A 16,662-nucleotide genomic window follows, 5' to 3' on the forward strand; every position below is an offset into this window, starting at 1 on the left:
ATTCATGACCGCCATCCACGAGACGGCCACCGCCGCCGCGTCCGGCGCCAACGCGACCGAACGGTTCAAGAGCGACAAGTTCGCCGGTGTCGCCGGAACCCCCAAGGAACGGGTCAGCCTGCTGGCTCGCGAGGTGCTGGAAGCCGTGCACGCCACGATCCGGAAGCACAAGGTCACCTACGACGAGTACAACGCGCTCAAAGCGTGGCTGATCAGCGTGGGCGAGGACGGCGAGTGGCCGCTGTTCCTCGACGTGTGGGTGGAGCACGTCGTCGAAGAGGTCGCGACCGAGCACCGCGAGGGCAACAAGGGAACCATCGAGGGTCCGTACTACGTGCCCGCCGCACCCGAACAGGGCGCGCGCGGTTCGGTCCCGATGCGTGAGGACGAATCCGGTACGCCGCTGATCTGGACCGGCCGGGTCACCTCGACCGACGGCTCCGCTTTGGCGGGCGCGAAGGTCGAACTGTGGCACGCCGACGCCGACGGCTTCTACTCCCAGTTCGCGCCGAACATCCCGGAGTGGAACCTGCGCGCGAGCTTCACCGCCGACGCCGACGGCCGGTTCGAGATCCACACCGTGCGCCCCGCCCCGTACCAGATCCCGACCGACGGTGCCTGCGGCAAGCTCATCGCCGCGGCGGGCTGGCACGCGTGGCGCCCGGCGCATCTGCACGTCAAGGTCTCGGCGCCCGGCCACGAACTGCTCACCGCGCAGCTGTACTTCCCCGGCGACGAGCACAACGACGACGACATCGCTTCGGCGGTCAAGCCGGAGCTGCTGCTGGACCCGCGCCCGTCGGGCGACGGCGAGGCCATCGAGTACGGCTTCGTCCTCGACCCCGAACGTCCCTGACCGATGTCCTTTTTGGAGTGATCGATGCTTTATCACGTTCGCATGGACGTTCGCCTGCCGCCGGACCTCGATCCGGCGGAACGTACCGACATCATCGCGCGGGAAAAGGCGTACAGCCAGCGGCTCCAACGCGAGGGCAAGTGGCCGCAGCTCTGGCGCATCGCGGGCGAATACGCGAACTTCTCGATCCTCGACGTCGCGGATCACGACGAGCTGCACACGTTGTTGTCCGGTTTGCCGTTGTTCCCGTACCTGGACATCGAGGTCACGCCGCTGGCGGCCCATCCGTCGAAGGTCACGGGCTGACGTCCCGCTCGGCAGGCCCGGTCACGCCGAGTACCACGGTCGGAAATCCGGCACTAGCCTCGAAAGCGGAGGTGGGCCGTGGACCGTCCGAGTCAGCACACGACCAACGACATCTCGCACCACGTCGGCGGCTCGGTCGTCCAGACCGGCGTCGTGCACGGCGACATCCACCTCCACGGCGTCCACCGCGGGCCGGTCCCTCGTCAGCTTCCGCCGTCACCCGCGCACTTCAGCGGGCGCTCCGGCGAACTGGGCGCGTTGACCGATGCTCTTCTGACCGGCACCCACCGGGACGCGCCCGCTCTCGCGGTCGTGTCCGGCCCCGGCGGTGTGGGCAAGACGGCGCTCGCCGTGCACTGGCTGCACGGCGAGCGCGAGCACTGGCCCGATGGGCAGCTGTACGCGAACCTGTCGGCACACGGTCCGGGCGGACCGGCCGCCTCGGTCGAGATCCTCGGCGACCTTCTTCACGGGCTGGGCGTGCCGTCCTCGGACATCCCGCCTCGAATGGCGCAGAGAACCGCGGCGTACCGCTCGCTCACCGCGGGCAAGGCGATCGCCGTGCTGCTGGACGACGCCGCTTCCACCGCACAGGTGACGCCGCTGCTCCCGGCTTCTCCGACGAGCGCGGTGATCGTGACCAGCCGTCGACGCCTGGGCGGCCTTGTCGCGTATGGCGGCGTCACGGTGGCGGTCGACGTCGTCACCCCGGACGTGTCGGTGGAGTTGCTCGGCCGTGCGGTCGGACGTGAGCGCGTCGACGCCGAGCCGGAATCGGCCCGGAGCCTGGCAGACCTCTGCGGTGGCATGCCGATCGCGGTGCATCTCGCCGCGGCGAGGCTCGTGACCCGGCCGCATTGGCCGCTGGCGCGAGTGGCCGCGGAGCTCGCCGACGAACGCCGTCGGCTGCGGGCCCTCGTCGGCGAGGACGGGACGTCGTCCGTCGAAATGTGCTTCGACGTCTCCTATCGCGGGCTCCCGTCTGCCGCGGCTCGCCTCTACCGGTTGCTGGGGCTGTACCCCGGCAACGAGTTCGGGCCCGGCGTCGCGGCCGCGCTCACCGGCACGTCCGAGGCGGAGGCGGAGCACTCGCTCGCCACGCTGGCCGAAGCGCACATGATCACCGAGACGGCGTTCGACCGTCATGGCTTCCACGACCTGATGCGGCTGCACGCTCGGCGCCTGGCGGAACAGCGGGAACCGGAGGCCGAGCGGCAGCGGGCGGTGTGGTCGGCGGTGTCGTATTACCGGGATCGCGCCGTGGCGGCGGACAGCGCGGCGACCCCACTGCGGCCCCGTCACGGGCCGGTGCCGGCGGAGTTCGGCGACCGCGTCGCGGCGCTGGACTGGCTGGAGCGCGAGTCACCGAACCTGATCGCCTGCCTGCGGACCGCGTTTTCGCATGGCCGACACGAGCTGGTGTGCCAGCTCTTCGACGCGCTCTGGGGGTTGTTCCTCTATCGCGGGCACTACGAGGAGTGGATCAGCGCCGGAGCCCTCGCGGTCGAAGCCGCGACCCTGTCCGGGGATGCCCGCACCGAGGTACGGATGGTGAACCAGTCCGCCGCCGTCCACCTGCGCATCGGTGAACCGGCCGCGGCCCTCGAGCCGTACCGGCGGGCGCTGGGCGTCGCCCGTTCGATCGGCGACTGGTCCGGTGAGGCCACCGCGTTGGAAGGGCTCGGCGCGGCGACGCACGCCTGCGGGCGGCTCGCGGAAGCGGTCGAGTACTACCGAAGCGCCCTCGACCTCAACGAGGCACATGCCCGCCACCGTGGAACGGCGCTCCTCCACGGCTATCTCGGCCACGCGCTGGCCGGTAAAGGCGACTTCGAGGCCGCCGCCGTCCACTTCGGACACTCGGCACGGCTGGCGGCGTCGATCGGCGATGTTCATTGCCAGGCACAGGCGATCGCCGGGCTGGGCACGGTCCACGCGGCACGGGGTTCGCTCACCGAAGCGATTTCCGAACTGCGGCGCGGACTGCGGTCCCTCCCGGCGTCGGAGGCCGCCGCGCTGCGGGCACCGGTACTGGAGAAACTGGCCGAAGTCCTTTCCGAGTCCGGGGACCACGAAGGTGCACGACAGAGCTGGGCCGAAGCTCTCGCCGCGTACACCTCGATGAGCGACCCGCGCGTTGAGCGGACCTGGACGAGGGTCCGCTCAACGCCGCCGGAGTGAGTTCCGGTTCATCGGATCGGCTCGGGCAGGGACGCCGGGGAGACCGGCACCCCGTGCGAGGGCTGATCGAGGCCGAGCAACGCGTAACAGGTGCCGCGCAGGAGGCTCAGCGCCTGGCCGGGGCGGCCCGTGATGGTCCGCACGACCCGTTCGCGCTCGGCGTCGGCCGGTGGTCCCGCTCGGGACACCTGCGGCGCCAACGGACGATCGAGACGCAGCGGGACCGCGATACGCGACACCATCTCGGCGGGGCTGCCCGGCCGCACACCGGCGAGGGAGCAGGTGCTCATCACCGTCGGTACACCGAGCCCCACCGCGTACTGCAGCACCGAACCGAGGTCGCCGACGGCGACGTCGGCGGCCGCGAGCGCCGCACGCCAACCCTCCTCCGGAGGCAGGACGACAAGCCCAGCCTCGCGTGCGCGCGCCAGCCACGCGAGCACCTGACGGCGGCTGTACGCGTGCCATACGAACGGATGCAGAACCGCCACCACCAAGTACTCCGGCCGAGGCAGTTCCTCGGCCAGCCTGGCGAAGATCGCCGGATCGGCGCCGAACAGCGAGTGCTTCGACCACGTCGACGAGACCAGGACGATCCGCTGTCCCGGTTCGGCACCGAGCGCTTCGCGGTACACGTCCCGATACGGAAGGCCCGCCAGCATCCGGTCGAACGACGGATCTCCGGCGACGACCGCGCCGGGAAGCGCCTCGGCACAGGCTTCACCCAACACGGCCCGCTCCTCGTCGGTCGCGAGCGCCAGGACGGTGGGGATCACGTCGTCGCCGAGCATGAGGTGATCGCGGTGCAGATTGTGCCGATCGGCGTCGCCGTCGTACCCGATCCTCGACCCGAGACTGCCGACACCGTGCGGCATCAGGACGACCGGACCGTCGAGTTCGGCCAACCCCCAATGGCAGGCGGCGAGCACCACGTCGAAACGGGTACTCACCGCCTGGTGCCACGGGATGACCAGGCCGTCGAGCCGCCGGACGTACTCCTCGATCCCCGACCACCGATACCCGGTTTCCGGGGTCGAGATCATCACCTGGATGCGCATGTCGCTTTCCAGCGCGGGCAGGATGTCCAGCAGTCGTTCGCCTGCTTGGACGTGCGGAACGACCACCAACACGCGTTTGACACCGGAACGGCTCATCCAGAATTCGGCGATTCTGTCTCCTGGCGCGATCACGCGGGACGCGTCAGCAGGGGAACACATCGACCCTCCCGAGATCCCGGCTGGCTCGTGCGCCGTTGGCGCCGACGACCTCGACGGTGATGCCGAGACTCGTCCGAGCGTCCTCGTTCGGCACTGGGCCGACCGTGCCGGACCATCGCGTTCCCCCGTCGGTGCCTTGCATCGCCAAGGAGAACCTGGCGCCGGGAAGGGAGACGATGATCGACGCAGACTCGGCGCCGGGCGCCACGGTCACCCGCACTTCCGACGAAGTCGGTTCGTTCCGGCAGGTGCCGTCGGAGGCCGCGGCGATCCGGCGGTACTGCACCCATGAGTCGGTCACGGAGAGGGCGGCCTGCGGCGCGGCCACGCCCGTGGCAGGCGGTGCTCCGGTCGTCGGCACGGCATTCGCCGTCGTCGGAGCCGGAGCGATGGTGGGCGAAGGCGGCGCGACCGGCGGAACCACCGGTGGTGCCACGGACGGAATCCGGGTGGACGGCCCCTGTGCCCGACTCATGGGTGCCGTTGTGGCCGGGCTGGGCGGCGAGGCGTCGTTCCAGCCGGGGATCGGGACGTACGGGGCCGTGACCGCCACCAGCGCCACGAAACTCGCGGCCGCGACCTTGTGCTTGGCCGTCGGCAACAGGCGATGGAGCAGGTCACCGGCGAAAGCCAGCCCCGGAACGGCCAAGACGAACCTCATCAAACCTTTCCGGTCGTCGCGACGCTTTCGGCACTTCTCGCAGGCCTTGACATGCGTCCGGACCTTGTCGAGCAGTTCCGGCGAGTCCTCTTTCCCGTCTGCCAGGCCGAAGGGGATCAGACACCGGTTCGCTCCTTCGCCGGGGTCGGTGACGAGGACCGCGGCCGCGGCCGCCTCACCGAGCGCCCTCCTGCCTCGCCAGCGCCGGTTCCGCACCTCGCTCAGCCGGACACCCAACCGCTCGGCCAGTTCCGCTTCTTTGCGGTGTCCGAAGGTCACTTCCAGGTAGAGGGCGGCGTTTTCCTGGGCGGGCTTGTCGAGGAAGTTCCAGATCCGGTCCAACAACCGCGTCGTGTCCAGCCGCAAGGGGACGGAACGGCGGAAGTCCGCGTGCGGATCCGTGTTCGCCTGATTTCCCTCCTCGAGGACTTCACGACGAGCCTTGCGCGTTCGCGCCAGGTCCTTGGCCGAGTTGATCGCGACCCTGCACAGCCAGGCGCGCAGATTCTTGATTTCCTTGCCAGGCGGTCGTTTCAGCGCATTCTCGACCGCCGTTTGAGCCGCGTCTTCCGCGTCACGGTCGTTGTCGAGGATCCGGCGGCAGGCGTCCCGCATGTCGGGCAGACACTCTTCGAGCGCACGTTCGACGATCGCGCGGTCCAATGGGGGACTCGGGTTTTTTGCTTTCACGCAGGAGAAGACGGAAGCCGGACTGAGCCCAACGAGTGCGCGCGGGAAACTACGTCCCATCGGGTGACGGGCCGGTCGCACTTGTCACCTGATGGTGTCACGCCGGAGATCGCCGTGGAGATGCCCGATTTGAATTGCCGTGTCGAACGCTCCGCCGGTGATGACGTTCGTCGTGGCCGCCGGTCGCGGACTGTCCGCCGTGGCTTCCTGTGCGGCGCCGAAACCATGCGTCAGCAGGTCGCCGCTCGGCCGGGGAACGTAAAGGTGCACGGTGCCCGAGTACTCCTTGACCTCGACCTGCCGCGCCACCAGCAGAGACGGTGGGAGCCGCGCGTACTCCGTCCGCAGCACGTCTTCGAAGATCCGCTGCGACAACGCCACCGCCAGGAAGGTCCGCGCCGGATCGGATCGCTCCAGCAGTTCACGCACCTCCGGCGCGTCGAGCAGCCGATGTGTCGTGATCACCGCGCTGCCGACCGCGGCCTGCCCGGGGTCCTGGACCGGGCCGACGTGCAGGCCCGCCCGCATCCGCAACCGGACTCGCCGTCCGATCGCGGGCCACCGGGTGTCCCGTTCCGCCAGCACCTCCTGCAGCGAGTCGAAGAACCGCATCACCACGGCGGGCAAGTGGTTCGTCGCGAAACCGAGCCCGAAACCGTCGCCGGTGTTGTGCGGGAACAACGCCTCGCGCCAGACGTGACCGAGACCCGCCCGTTCGAAGGCGAGGGCCAGCACGTCCGGAATGGCGTCCGCGAGAACCGTCTGCCCACGGTCGGAATGAGCGCCGAACTCCTTGGTGTCCACGACCAGCACCGCACGGTACGGCGGCAATTCGTCAACGTCCGTCATCGCGCTCCCTGTCTCGGCTCGCGATTTCGGAGAATACCGTGACAAGTCGAAAGTGGCGGGTTGCGAAAGCCACTTTCGCAACGTTGAAGGTTGCGAAAGTGGCTTTCACAACCTTCAACGGAGCGCGGGGAGCGCGCGGAGCGCGGGTGGCGGGCACGGGAGTCTCGCGGAGGTTCTCGGTACGTGAAGGCCCCCTTCACTGCGCTAGACGCAATGAAGGGGGCCTTCACGTACCGACACAATCGGTCAAATTGCCATCAACCAGACAATTCGACGCGAACTTTGTCCTTTGTGGACGGCATCCACTCCAGTCGGCGCCTCCGAGTCCCCGGCCTACCGGGAACCGCCCGTGACCGACGGCGACGACGCGAGAGGAACCAACAGCCGCGGCGTTCCGGTGCCATCCGCGGGCACGGCCCAGATGTCGCTTTCCTTCCCGTCCCCACGCGGCAGGCTGTACCCGATCGTGTCGTTGTCGAGCCACACCACCTGGTCGTCCACACTGCGTGTTTCCGCGAGCGGGGTCTCACGCATCGTCGCGAGATCCAGCACGTGCTCCCGCCACGGCCGGACGTCGCCCTCCGTCACCCGCTTCTTGAACGCGAGCTTCTTGCCGTCCGGCGACAGCGAAGGACATTCCGCGTTCTCCCGCAGCGTGCGGGCGTTCCACGCCGCGTTGTCGCCCTGCACCAGATAGGTCCGTCCGCCGGTGGAGACCGTGGCGTAGAACGTCCGCTCGTCCGCGGCGAACGTGACGCCCCAGTAGTTGACGTCCTCGCCACGATGGGCCACGTCCCCGATCCGCAGCGGGATGCCCTCGATGTTGCTCGACAGCTCGTTCAGCTCGCGATCCATGATGGCCGTGCGCGTCGAGAAGGTGCCGGGTGTCGAGTAGGAGTCACCGGTGACGAAGGTGGTCCAGCTGCCCATCCGGCCACCGGGTGAGAGCTTCGCGCGGTTGGGGATTCCCGGCACATCGACCCGTTTGACCTCGCCGAGCGTGGCATCGACGAACCGGGCGACCGCGCCGGCCATCGGCGTGGAGTCCTTCGCCAGGCACAGGCCGCCGTTCGCCGCGGTGTAGAACCGTTCACAAGTGAGCGAACTGACCCGTCGCGGCCCGCCGGGATCCGAGACGGGGACCGACGCGACATTGCCGTACCCCGGCCCCGGCGCACCGTTGCGGAACAACAGCCTTCCCCGCTCCCCCAGCACGACCTGCCCCGACGAATCCACCGCGACCGCCGCGTCGGCCGCCTGCCGTTCGGGGCTCTTCGCCTTGGCCTGCACCACGTACACCACCGAAGCGGCGGCGAGTGCGGCGACACCCGCCAGCGCCACGACGAACTTCATCGGAAGCTTCACCCGTCTCCTTCCCCGTCACCGGCAGCTGTACGGGCCTGCTTTGTCGAGCAGTTCGCCGTTGGTCCCGATGATTTCCCAGGAATAGGTCTTTCCCTTGAGGACCAGCTTCATCACCCCGTGCTTGCCCAGGATCTTCTCGACGCCTTCGCGGGCTTTGTAATCGAGGTACAGGCTGTCGCCGCCGATACCGGCGATAACCGAACGCACCCCGTTGACCTCGTCGACATGCCCGTTCACGTCCAGCGGCTTCGTCCGCTCGTAGTGGTGATCGTGCCCGGCGAACACGATGTCCGCCTTCGCCCTGGCCAGCTCGTTCCACAACGGCGCCACGCTCTTCGCGTCACCGGAGTTCCCGGAGTTGAAGCGCGGATGGTGCCAGTAGCCGGCGATACAGGACTTCTTGGTCTTCGCGAGATCCTTGCGCAGCCACGCCACCTGCTCGGCACCGCCGCCGTTGTACACCGGATCCGAATCGAGCGCGACGAAATGGAAGGCCCCGACGTCGAAGCTGTAGTACGGCTTCCCCTTCGGCGTCGCGATCTTGCCGAAGTACTGCTTGTATCCGGCCAGCTCGTTGTTCCACTCGTGGTTGCCCGGAGTGGGTTTGGTGATCTTCTTGAACTTGCCCCAGGTCTTGTCGTAGTAGGACCGGAATTCCTCGATGGTGCCGTCGACGTACTGGTTGTCCCCGACCGTCAGCACGTACCGGGGCTTGACCTTGGCGACGAGTTCCGCCGTCCGGGAGTGCTCCGACGGCAGCTCCGGTTTGGCGATGTCGCCGGCGAGCGCGATGACGATGCCGTCGGACGGTGCCGGCCGGGTGGACGCCTTCACCGGCGCGGTCGATCCGGACAGGTTCCCGGCCGCGTCCCGCGCCCGCACCGCGTACTGGAAGTCGAAGCCCGACGCCAGTGACGTGTCGGTGTAGGACGTCGTCGCGGACCTGCCGATGACGTTGCCGTTGCGCAGGATCTCGTACTCGACGACCCCGACGTCGTCGGTCGCCGGGTTCCAGCCGAGCGTGATGCTCTCGGTGGTGGACGACGCCTGCCGGAGCCCGGACGGCACCGACGGCGGCTGGATGTCGCCGTCGCCGGTCCGGACGCCGTAGACCTCCAGCTCCCACAGCGAGTATCCGTACACGGTCGCCCGTGCCGTGCCGAAGATCCGGACGTGCCGGGCGGAGGTGTCGAGGCCGGTGAACTCGTCGAGACCGCCGTCGCTGCCCACGACGGTCTTCACGTCCCGCCAGTTCTGGCCGTCGTCCGACGCCTGGACCTGGTAATCCTTCGCGTGGGCCGATTCCCAGAAGACCTTGATCCGGCTGATGTCCGCCGGACCGCCGAGGTCGACCGCGATCCACTGTGGATCGCTCTCCAGGCTCGCCCACCGGGTCGTCGAATCGCCGTCGACGGCGAGAGCACCGCTGAAGCTCTCGTTCTCGACGGTGGACGTCGTGGTCCGTTTGCCTGCCGACAGCAGTGCTTCCACCGGTCCGGCCGCGGCGCTGGAAGCGATCACGGGCTGAGCGAGCAGGACGATCGCCGCGATCGCGGCGATGCCCGGCTTCACCATTCGATTCACCTGTACTCCTGGTTGGGCCTACGTCGTCGTGGAACAGGGACCGGGTCCGGTGCCGCGTGCGGCACCGGACCCCGGCCGTCAGCGGCAGGTGTACGGACCCGCCTTGTCGAGCACGTTCCCGTTGGTGTCGTAGATCTCCCAGGAGTAGGACTTCCCGTTCAGCATCAGCTTCATCACCCCGTGCTTGGCGAAGATCTTCTCCACCCCTTCACGTTCCTTGTAGTTCGTGTAGAGGTAGTCCCCGCCGATGCCGGTGATGACCGAACGCACACCGTTGGCCTCGTCCACGTGCCCGTTGACGTCCAGCGGCTTCGTCCGCTCGTAGTGATGGTCGTGCCCGGCCATCACCATGTCCGCCTTCACCTTGGCCAGCTCGTTCCACAACGGCGCCATCTGCTTCTTGTCGCCGTATTCGCCCGAGTTGAAGCGCGGGTGGTGCCAGTACCCGATGACACAGGCCTTGGTGTTCTTCGCCAGGTCGTCACGCAACCAGGCCACCTGCTCGGAACCGCCGCCGCCGTAGATCGGGTTCGAGTCCATCGCGACGAAGTGGAATTCGCCGATGTCGTAGCTGTAGTACGGCAAGCCCTTCGGGTACGCGATCGCGCCGAAGTACTCCTTGTACCCCCTGAGCTGGTCGTCCCATTCATGGTTGCCCGTCGTGGGTTTGGTGATGCTCTTGAACTTGCCCCACGTCTTGTCGTAATGGGCGCGGTACTCGGAAATGGTGCCCTTGTGGTACTGGTTGTCCCCGACGGTCAGCACGTACTGCGGGTTCATCCTGGCGACCTGGTTCGCGGTCGCCTGATGCGTCGAGAAGAGCTCGGGGTTGGCGATGTCACCCCCGACCGCGATGGTGATGGGACCGGTTCCGCCGGGCTGGGTCGCGGCCTTGACCACCGCGCTCGCCGCGGAGACGTTGCCGGCCGCGTCCCGTGCCCGCACCGAGTAGCCGAACTCCGCTCCGGACGCGAGCCCGGAGTCGGTGTAGGTGGTCGTCGCCGTGGTCCCGACGACGTTCCCGTCGCGGAGCACCTCGTACTCGGTGACCCCGACGTTGTCGGTGGACGCCGTCCAGCCGAGTGAGACGCTGTTCGTGGTGGTGCCGGTCGCGGTGAGACCGGTCGGCGCCGTCGGTGCCTGCGTGTCCCCGCCGCCGGAGCGGTCACCGTAGACTTCCAGCTCCCACAACGAATAGCCGTACGAGGTCCCCCGGGCCGTACCGTGGATACGGATGTGGCGCGCGGACGCGTTGAGGCCGAGGTGTTCGTCGATGGCGCCATTCCCGCCGGTGACCGACTTGATGTCGGTCCAGGTCCTGCCGTCGGCCGAGCCCTGGATCTGGTAGGTCTTGGCGTAGGCGACTTCCCAGTTGAGTCTGACCTTGGTGACGGTCGAGGGCCCGCCGAGGTCGACGGCGATCCATTGCGGATCGACCCCTTCCTCGCTGGCCCATCTGGTCGTGGTGCTGCCGTCGACCGCGTTGCCACCGGCGAACTCGGCGGTCTCGACCGACGAGGTGGTGGTCGGTTTGCCCGCCGACAGCAGGGATTCCGCTTGCGCGGTGGTACCCGAAGAGATCAATGTCTGCCCCAGCAGGGCCAGGGTCGCCACCGCGACACCGGCCAGGGGTGTTCTCCGTTTCATGCGAACTCCTCGACGTTGCGGAGTCGGCGAGTACCGGCGGTGGGCGGCGACTGTCTGCCGGAGTCGCTTAGTTAAGTAAGTTTCCTAACGATCGCAGTGTAAAAGGTTCTTAAACTCACAGTCAACGGGTGAACGCGCTGTGCCCGGCACCATTTGATGGCAGGGTCGCGGCCATGGTGACGCTGGATCGGCTCGTGAACGTCCTCGGTGGATACGGGGCGCGGTTGTGGTGCTGTCCCGTATCGCGCGAGGTGGCGTTGCGTGACGTGGTGATGCACGACGCCGCCGACCCGCGCGACCTGCGCGGGGACGTGTACCTCGCCGTCGGGACGGACTCCGTCACGGCCGCCGTCGACCTGGCCGTGACGGCACACGCGTCGGTCGTCCTCGTCCGCGGTTCGGCGCCGGATCCCGCGGCCGCCGAACGGGCGGAACGCGGCGGTGTCGCGGTACTGCTGGTGGAACCGGACGTGTCCTGGGGCCAGCTCGCCGGCGTCGTCTACGGGCTCGTCCTCGAAGGTCGAGAGACCGAGTCGGGCCGCGGGCCGACCGACCTGTTCGCGCTGGCCGACAGCCTGGCGGACGCGCTCGGCAGCGCGGTGACCATCGAGGACCGGCTGTCCAGGGTCCTCGCCTACTCCAGCCGCCAGCATCTGGCCGACCGGGCACGGCTGGAGACGATCCTGGGCAGGCTGGTCCCGGAGCCGGTGCGTGAGCTGTTCGAACGGCGGGGCGTGTTCGCACACCTCGCCGAATCCGACGAGCCGTTGTTCGTCGAGGCCGATCCGGAACACGGGCTGACCGGACGCATGGTCGTCGCCGTGCGCGCGGGCCGGGAGCTGCTGGGGTCGATCTGGGTGGAATGCGACCGGCCGCTCACCGACGCCCGGCGCGCGGTCCTGCGGGACAGTTCGCGCACGGTCGGCCTGCACCTGTTGCGTTCCCGGGCCAGCGCGGATCTGGAGCGGCAGGTCGAATCCGATCTGGTGATCCGGCTGGTGGAGGGCACACCGGACGCGGCGGCCGTGCTCAGCAGGCTCGGTCTGCCGCCGGGACGGTACCGGGTGATCGCGCTCCAGGCCCATATCGGCGACGAGCGTCATGCCGCGCTGCTGCTCGCGTTCGAGCGGGCGACCACCGGTTTCGGCTGGTCACGCCCGGGCCGCAGCACGTTGTTCAGCAACACCGTCTACACCGTCCTGCCGGGGGACGACGTCGAGGCGGCCAGGGCGTGGGTCGCTTCGATCCGCGAGGCGCTGCCGCGGCAGGTGACGATGCTGGCGGGTATCGGGGCGGGTGCGGCGTCGGCGGAGCTGCCCGCCAGCAGACTGGAAGCCGACGAATGTCTCGCGCTGCACAGCGTGCGTCCTGGCACGAAATCCGCGATCGCCTACGACGAGGCCTGGGACGACATCCTGGTGCAACGGCTGCGGGCGGCCGCGGCGTCCGGCCGGGCGCCCGCCCGCGGGCCGATCACCGAACTGCGGCGGCACGACAGCGCCAACGCCACCAGCTACGTCGCGACGCTGCGTGCCTGGCTCGAGGCGCAGGGGGATCTCGCGGAGGCCGCCGAGCGGCTGGAGGTGCACCCCAACACGATCCGCTACCGGCTCCGGAAGATGGCCGAAGTCACCGAACTGCGCCTCGACCAGCCCGCGAAACGGCTGGCGATGATCATCGAGCTGGCCGTGTCCGACCCCGCCCCTTGACCGTTCCGGCCAAAACGATCCGCCCGGATTGTCGGATCCGGACAATCATCCCCGCCCCGATCCGAGTCATCCTGACCGCGACAGCACCACTTGTGCAGCGGAGGAATTCATGGGCGATCTCGACCGGATCGACGGCGGCCCGCGTTCGGCGATCGTGATCGGGGCCGGCGTGGTCGGCCTGTCGACCGCGTGGTTCTTGCAGGAACGCGGCGTCAGCGTCACGGTGGTGGACCGCGCGGGTATCGCGGCGGGCGCGTCGTGGGGCAACGCGGGCTGGCTCTCCCCCGGGCTCTCGATCCCGCTCAACGAACCCGGCGTCCTTCGCTACGGGCTGCGGACACTGCTGGACCGGCAGGCCCCGCTGCACGTTCCGCCGTCACCCGATCCGCGGCTGTGGTCGTTCCTCGCCCGGTTCGCCGCGAACTGCACCGGCCGGTCGTGGGCCCGCGCGGTCGAGGCGAACGCGCCACTGAACGAGGAATGCCTGGAAGCCTTCGACGTCCTCACCTTGAACGGGGTGGACGCGCCGACCATCGAAGCGCCGATCACAGCGGCGTTCGAGACCGCCGATCAGGCCGCCGGGCTGATCGGCGAACTGCGGCGTATCGAAGAACTGGGACAGGGCATCTCCTACACCCGTCTCACCGCGGCCGATCTCGCCGAGCGGTTTCCCCAGGCCACGGCCAGGCTCGGCGCCGGTGTCCGGATCGACGGGCAGCGTTACGTCGATCCCGGCCGGTTCGTCGAGTCGCTGGCGCGGTCGGTGGTGAGCCGGGGCGGGACGATCCGTCACAAATTCGAGGTCGCTTCCCTGCGCGCGTACCGTCACGCGCTGAGCGTGCGCTCGAAGACAGGACAGACCGTGAACGCCAACGCGGTCGTGCTGGCGACCGGGGCCTGGCTAGGAGACCTGGGCCGCAAATGGGGCGTCAAGGTCCCCGTGCGGGCAGGACGCGGCTACTCCTTCACCGTGCCGACCGACCACCCGGTGCCCGGACCGCTCTACCTGCCGGACATCCGCGTGGCGTGCACGCCGTACCGCGAAGGGCTCCGCGTCGCCGGGACAATGGAGTTCCGGAAACCGGGCGCGCGGCTGGATCCGGCCCGGATCGCCGCGATCATCGCCTCGGCATGGCCTTTCCTCACCGGCCTGGACTGGGAGCGGCGCACCGACGAGTGGGTCGGCTCCCGCCCCGTCACCACCGACGGGCGGCACGTGATCGGCGCGACGAGCACACCCGGGCTCTACGTCGCGGGCGGGCACGGGATGTGGGGGCTGACCCACGGCCCGATCACCGGACGCCTGCTGGCCGAGCACATCACCACGGGCAAACAGCCCGAGGCGCTGCGCCCCTTCGACCCCCTCCGCCGATGACTCCGGACCGCGAAACCCCATCCGACGAACAGTCCGAAGTGGACCGGCTCCGCGCCGAGAACGCCCTGCTGCGTACCGAGAAGGACCTTCTGCTGAAGGCCGCGATCGGGTTCGCCACCGACGCGGGCGCCTTCGAGCGGCGGCCCCGTGAACCAGAGACCCGCTGACCGAAGCGGGACTCACCGAAGGTCTGTGGGGGCCGGGTCCTTTCCGCGCCCGGCCCTCACGGACGTATCCACCGAAAGGCGATCACCACCATGTCAGGCCCTTGGCTGACCAAGGAAGCGCACGCGCGGCTTTTGCGCGAGCTCGCCACGTTGCGGCGCCCCGGCACCGACGACCGGTTCGGCGACGACGAAATCGCGCACAACACCCACCGGCAGGCACGGATCCGGCAGATCGAGGACATGCTGCGCGGCGCCGTCGTCGGGCAGGATCCGCCCGACGACGGGATCGCCGAGCCCGGCATGGTGCTCACCGTCCGGTACGACGACGGCGACACCGAGACCTTCCTGCTAGGCACCCGCGACGACGCGGGACACGGCGAACTGGAGGCGTACTCCCCCGATTCCCCGCTCGGCCGCGCGCTGCACGGTGCGAAACCGGGTGACCGGCGGGAGTATCGGGTGCCGAGCGGCGGGGCCGTCCACGTCACCCTGCTGGACGCCAAGCCTTACGGGCGCCACCGGGAGACCGCGCACTGATCCGGGTGCTTTGCGTGCCGGGGGGTCGTGAGTGAAAAAGAGGGTTAGAACGATCATTCCCACTCACGACCCCCACCGACCCGGTGGTATCCGATGCGGCGCTAGCCGAGATCCAGAACCTCGTCGTCCGCGTGGGTGCCGAACTCGGCGACGCGAACCTCCGCGATCTGCTCGTACCGGCTGATCCGATCCGTCCACTCCGTGTCGACACCGAACGCCACCTGCGCGAAGCCCACCCGGCCGACGGCCTCCGCCAAGCCCGGATCGCCAGGGGCCACCAGCCGCACCGGCGCGTCGAGCGCGACGGTGTGCGGCGGCACGAAGTACTCGTCCGGCACAACGGTGCCCGCATGGACGAGCGCGCCGACCGCGACCACCGAGCCTGCCCCCAACCGCGCGCGCTGCAGAACCGTCGCCGCGGTCGCCACGTAGACGCACCTGCCGACCTCGCAGCCAAGCAGCGTGGCATGCGGCCCCACGAAGACGTGGTCGCCGACAAGCACCGGCTGATCGCCGGCGACCGCAGACCCGCGCAGCACCGCGTTCTCGCAGATCACCGACGCCTCCCCGACCTCGATCCGGGACCCCTCGGCATCGAGCACCGCACCGAACATCACCCGCGCCCTCGGCCCCACGCGGACATCACCGACCAGCGTGGCCGTCGGGGCGACGTAGGCGGTGGGATGGACCTGCGGTTCACACCCGCGATGCCGGATACGGATTCCCTGCTCTTCAGCGATCATGAGCGGATTCTCACCCGACCGTCCGCGAGCATGCTCGCGGTTTTCGGACATCGCGTTCCGACGACGTCGCCGGGCGGCTACGGCTCGGCCGCCCAGATACCGCGGACATGCCCGATGTGACGACGCATGAGCGCCTCGGCACCGTCGGCGTCACGGGCCTCGACGAGGTCGACGAGTTCGGCGTGCTCGCGCGCCGAGGAGATGAGTTGCCCGCGTTCGGCAAGGACCTTGAGGCCGTAGATCCGTGATCGGGCACGCAACGACCGGACGATTTCGACGAGGTGTTCGTTACCCGCCAGGCCGAGCAGCGCGAGATGGAACTCCATGTCGAACCTGACGTGCCCGATGAGGTCCTGCTCGGCGGAAGCGCGCTCGATCCCGGCCGCGAGTTCACGGAGTCGCTTCAGCGCATCGGCGCCGGCACCCGTCTCGGCGATGCGGCGCACGGTGGGCACCTCGATCAGCGCGCGTAGCTCGGTGAGGTCGTCGAGTTCGCGTTCGGATGGCTCGGTGACCCGGAAACCCTTGTTGCGCACGGTTTCCATGAGCCCTTCCTTGACGAGATCGAGCATCGCCTCCCGCACCGGTGTCGCGGACACACCGAACCGTCCGGCCAGCGTGGGTGCGGAGTAGACGACACCGGGACGCAGCTCGCCCGAGATCACCGCACCGCGAAGGTTCTCGATGACCTCATCGCGCAGGTTGCGACGGCCACCGATCGGACGCAGGCCCACAGCCATCATCGACCCCTTCACCAGGCGTTGTCTCAGTACAA

The 16,662-nt window shown here is 68.9% G+C and carries 15 protein-coding genes; 7 read left to right on the forward strand and 8 right to left on the reverse strand.

Annotated features, from left to right (window positions below):
• The first annotated feature begins 4 nt into the window (after positions 1-4).
• From catA to ACFWIW_RS27665, 3 genes are all read left to right on the forward strand, one after another.
• A complete protein-coding gene (gene catA, locus ACFWIW_RS27655) occupies positions 5-856 on the forward strand; it encodes a catechol 1,2-dioxygenase (RefSeq protein WP_378371158.1) in 852 nt (283 codons plus the stop codon).
• A gap of 24 nt (positions 857-880) precedes the next feature.
• Positions 881-1,162 (forward strand): muconolactone Delta-isomerase, encoded by a 282-nt coding sequence (gene catC / locus ACFWIW_RS27660; RefSeq protein WP_378371159.1) that lies wholly within the window; start codon positions 881-883, stop codon positions 1,160-1,162.
• A 78-nt stretch (positions 1,163-1,240) separates the two neighbouring features.
• Complete coding sequence (locus ACFWIW_RS27665; protein WP_378371160.1) at positions 1,241-3,343, forward strand: tetratricopeptide repeat protein; 2,103 nt, start codon at positions 1,241-1,243, stop codon at positions 3,341-3,343.
• Between the two features lie 8 nt (positions 3,344-3,351).
• On the opposite strand, the gene ACFWIW_RS27670 is transcribed toward ACFWIW_RS27665, so the two are convergent.
• From ACFWIW_RS27670 to ACFWIW_RS27695, 6 genes are all read right to left on the reverse strand, one after another.
• On the reverse strand, positions 3,352-4,497 hold the full coding sequence (locus ACFWIW_RS27670; RefSeq protein ID WP_378371161.1) for a hypothetical protein: 1,146 nt from the start codon (positions 4,495-4,497) through the stop codon (positions 3,352-3,354).
• 46 nt (positions 4,498-4,543) lie between these two features.
• On the reverse strand, positions 4,544-5,884 hold the full coding sequence (locus ACFWIW_RS27675; protein ID WP_378371162.1) for a sigma-70 family RNA polymerase sigma factor: 1,341 nt from the start codon (positions 5,882-5,884) through the stop codon (positions 4,544-4,546).
• A 111-nt stretch (positions 5,885-5,995) separates the two neighbouring features.
• Positions 5,996-6,760, reverse strand: a complete 765-nt coding sequence (locus ACFWIW_RS27680; RefSeq protein ID WP_378371163.1) for a hypothetical protein — start codon at positions 6,758-6,760, stop codon at positions 5,996-5,998.
• Between the two features lie 333 nt (positions 6,761-7,093).
• Entirely contained in the window at positions 7,094-8,125 is a 1,032-nt protein-coding gene (locus ACFWIW_RS27685) for a hypothetical protein (protein ID WP_378371164.1), read from the reverse strand.
• Positions 8,126-8,140: 15 nt separating this feature from the next.
• Positions 8,141-9,700, reverse strand: a complete 1,560-nt coding sequence (locus ACFWIW_RS27690; RefSeq protein WP_378371216.1) for a discoidin domain-containing protein — start codon at positions 9,698-9,700, stop codon at positions 8,141-8,143.
• A gap of 87 nt (positions 9,701-9,787) precedes the next feature.
• Positions 9,788-11,356, reverse strand: a complete 1,569-nt coding sequence (locus ACFWIW_RS27695) for a discoidin domain-containing protein (protein WP_378371165.1) — start codon at positions 11,354-11,356, stop codon at positions 9,788-9,790.
• A gap of 173 nt (positions 11,357-11,529) precedes the next feature.
• Between ACFWIW_RS27695 and ACFWIW_RS27700 the strand changes: the two genes are divergently transcribed.
• From ACFWIW_RS27700 to ACFWIW_RS27715, 4 genes are all read left to right on the forward strand, one after another.
• The gene (locus tag ACFWIW_RS27700) at positions 11,530-13,065 is read left to right on the forward strand and encodes a PucR family transcriptional regulator (protein WP_378371166.1); all 1,536 of its coding nucleotides are present in this window, start codon (positions 11,530-11,532) and stop codon (positions 13,063-13,065) included.
• Positions 13,066-13,174: 109 nt separating this feature from the next.
• A complete protein-coding gene (locus ACFWIW_RS27705) occupies positions 13,175-14,440 on the forward strand; it encodes an NAD(P)/FAD-dependent oxidoreductase (protein WP_378371167.1) in 1,266 nt (421 codons plus the stop codon).
• The gene (locus ACFWIW_RS27710) at positions 14,437-14,607 is read left to right on the forward strand and encodes a hypothetical protein (RefSeq protein ID WP_378371168.1); all 171 of its coding nucleotides are present in this window, start codon (positions 14,437-14,439) and stop codon (positions 14,605-14,607) included. The genes ACFWIW_RS27705 and ACFWIW_RS27710 overlap by 4 nt, the downstream gene beginning before the upstream one ends.
• 90 nt (positions 14,608-14,697) lie before the next feature.
• On the forward strand, positions 14,698-15,144 hold the full coding sequence (locus ACFWIW_RS27715) for a GreA/GreB family elongation factor (RefSeq protein WP_378371169.1): 447 nt from the start codon (positions 14,698-14,700) through the stop codon (positions 15,142-15,144).
• Positions 15,145-15,245: 101 nt separating this feature from the next.
• Here the strand turns inward: ACFWIW_RS27715 and ACFWIW_RS27720 are convergent, their stop codons facing one another.
• Together ACFWIW_RS27720 and ACFWIW_RS27725 are read right to left on the reverse strand one after the other, a co-directional pair.
• A complete protein-coding gene (locus ACFWIW_RS27720; RefSeq protein ID WP_378371170.1) occupies positions 15,246-15,887 on the reverse strand; it encodes a gamma carbonic anhydrase family protein in 642 nt (213 codons plus the stop codon).
• Between the two features lie 77 nt (positions 15,888-15,964).
• Entirely contained in the window at positions 15,965-16,627 is a 663-nt protein-coding gene (locus tag ACFWIW_RS27725) for a GntR family transcriptional regulator (RefSeq protein ID WP_378371171.1), read from the reverse strand.
• Positions 16,628-16,662 lie beyond the last annotated feature (35 nt).

Source organism: Amycolatopsis sp. NPDC058340 (assembly GCF_042723975.1).
Lineage (GTDB): Bacteria > Actinomycetota > Actinomycetes > Mycobacteriales > Pseudonocardiaceae > Amycolatopsis.

What these genes read in the sequence shown, in the direction of transcription:
- catA (WP_378371158.1), top strand. Translation starts at nt 5, where the DNA reads ATGACCGCCATCCACGAGACGGCCACCGCCGCCGCGTCCGGCGCCAAC.
- catC (WP_378371159.1), top strand. Translation starts at nt 881, where the DNA reads ATGCTTTATCACGTTCGCATGGACGTTCGCCTGCCGCCGGACCTCGAT.
- ACFWIW_RS27670 (WP_378371161.1), bottom strand. Translation starts at nt 4,497, where the DNA reads ATGAGCCGTTCCGGTGTCAAACGCGTGTTGGTGGTCGTTCCGCACGTC.
- ACFWIW_RS27680 (WP_378371163.1), bottom strand. Translation starts at nt 6,760, where the DNA reads ATGACGGACGTTGACGAATTGCCGCCGTACCGTGCGGTGCTGGTCGTG.
- ACFWIW_RS27690 (WP_378371216.1), bottom strand. Translation starts at nt 9,700, where the DNA reads ATGGTGAAGCCGGGCATCGCCGCGATCGCGGCGATCGTCCTGCTCGCT.
- ACFWIW_RS27695 (WP_378371165.1), bottom strand. Translation starts at nt 11,356, where the DNA reads ATGAAACGGAGAACACCCCTGGCCGGTGTCGCGGTGGCGACCCTGGCC.
- ACFWIW_RS27700 (WP_378371166.1), top strand. Translation starts at nt 11,530, where the DNA reads ATGGTGACGCTGGATCGGCTCGTGAACGTCCTCGGTGGATACGGGGCG.
- ACFWIW_RS27705 (WP_378371167.1), top strand. Translation starts at nt 13,175, where the DNA reads ATGGGCGATCTCGACCGGATCGACGGCGGCCCGCGTTCGGCGATCGTG.
- ACFWIW_RS27710 (WP_378371168.1), top strand. Translation starts at nt 14,437, where the DNA reads ATGACTCCGGACCGCGAAACCCCATCCGACGAACAGTCCGAAGTGGAC.
- ACFWIW_RS27715 (WP_378371169.1), top strand. Translation starts at nt 14,698, where the DNA reads ATGTCAGGCCCTTGGCTGACCAAGGAAGCGCACGCGCGGCTTTTGCGC.
- ACFWIW_RS27720 (WP_378371170.1), bottom strand. Translation starts at nt 15,887, where the DNA reads ATGATCGCTGAAGAGCAGGGAATCCGTATCCGGCATCGCGGGTGTGAA.
- ACFWIW_RS27725 (WP_378371171.1), bottom strand. Translation starts at nt 16,627, where the DNA reads ATGGCTGTGGGCCTGCGTCCGATCGGTGGCCGTCGCAACCTGCGCGAT.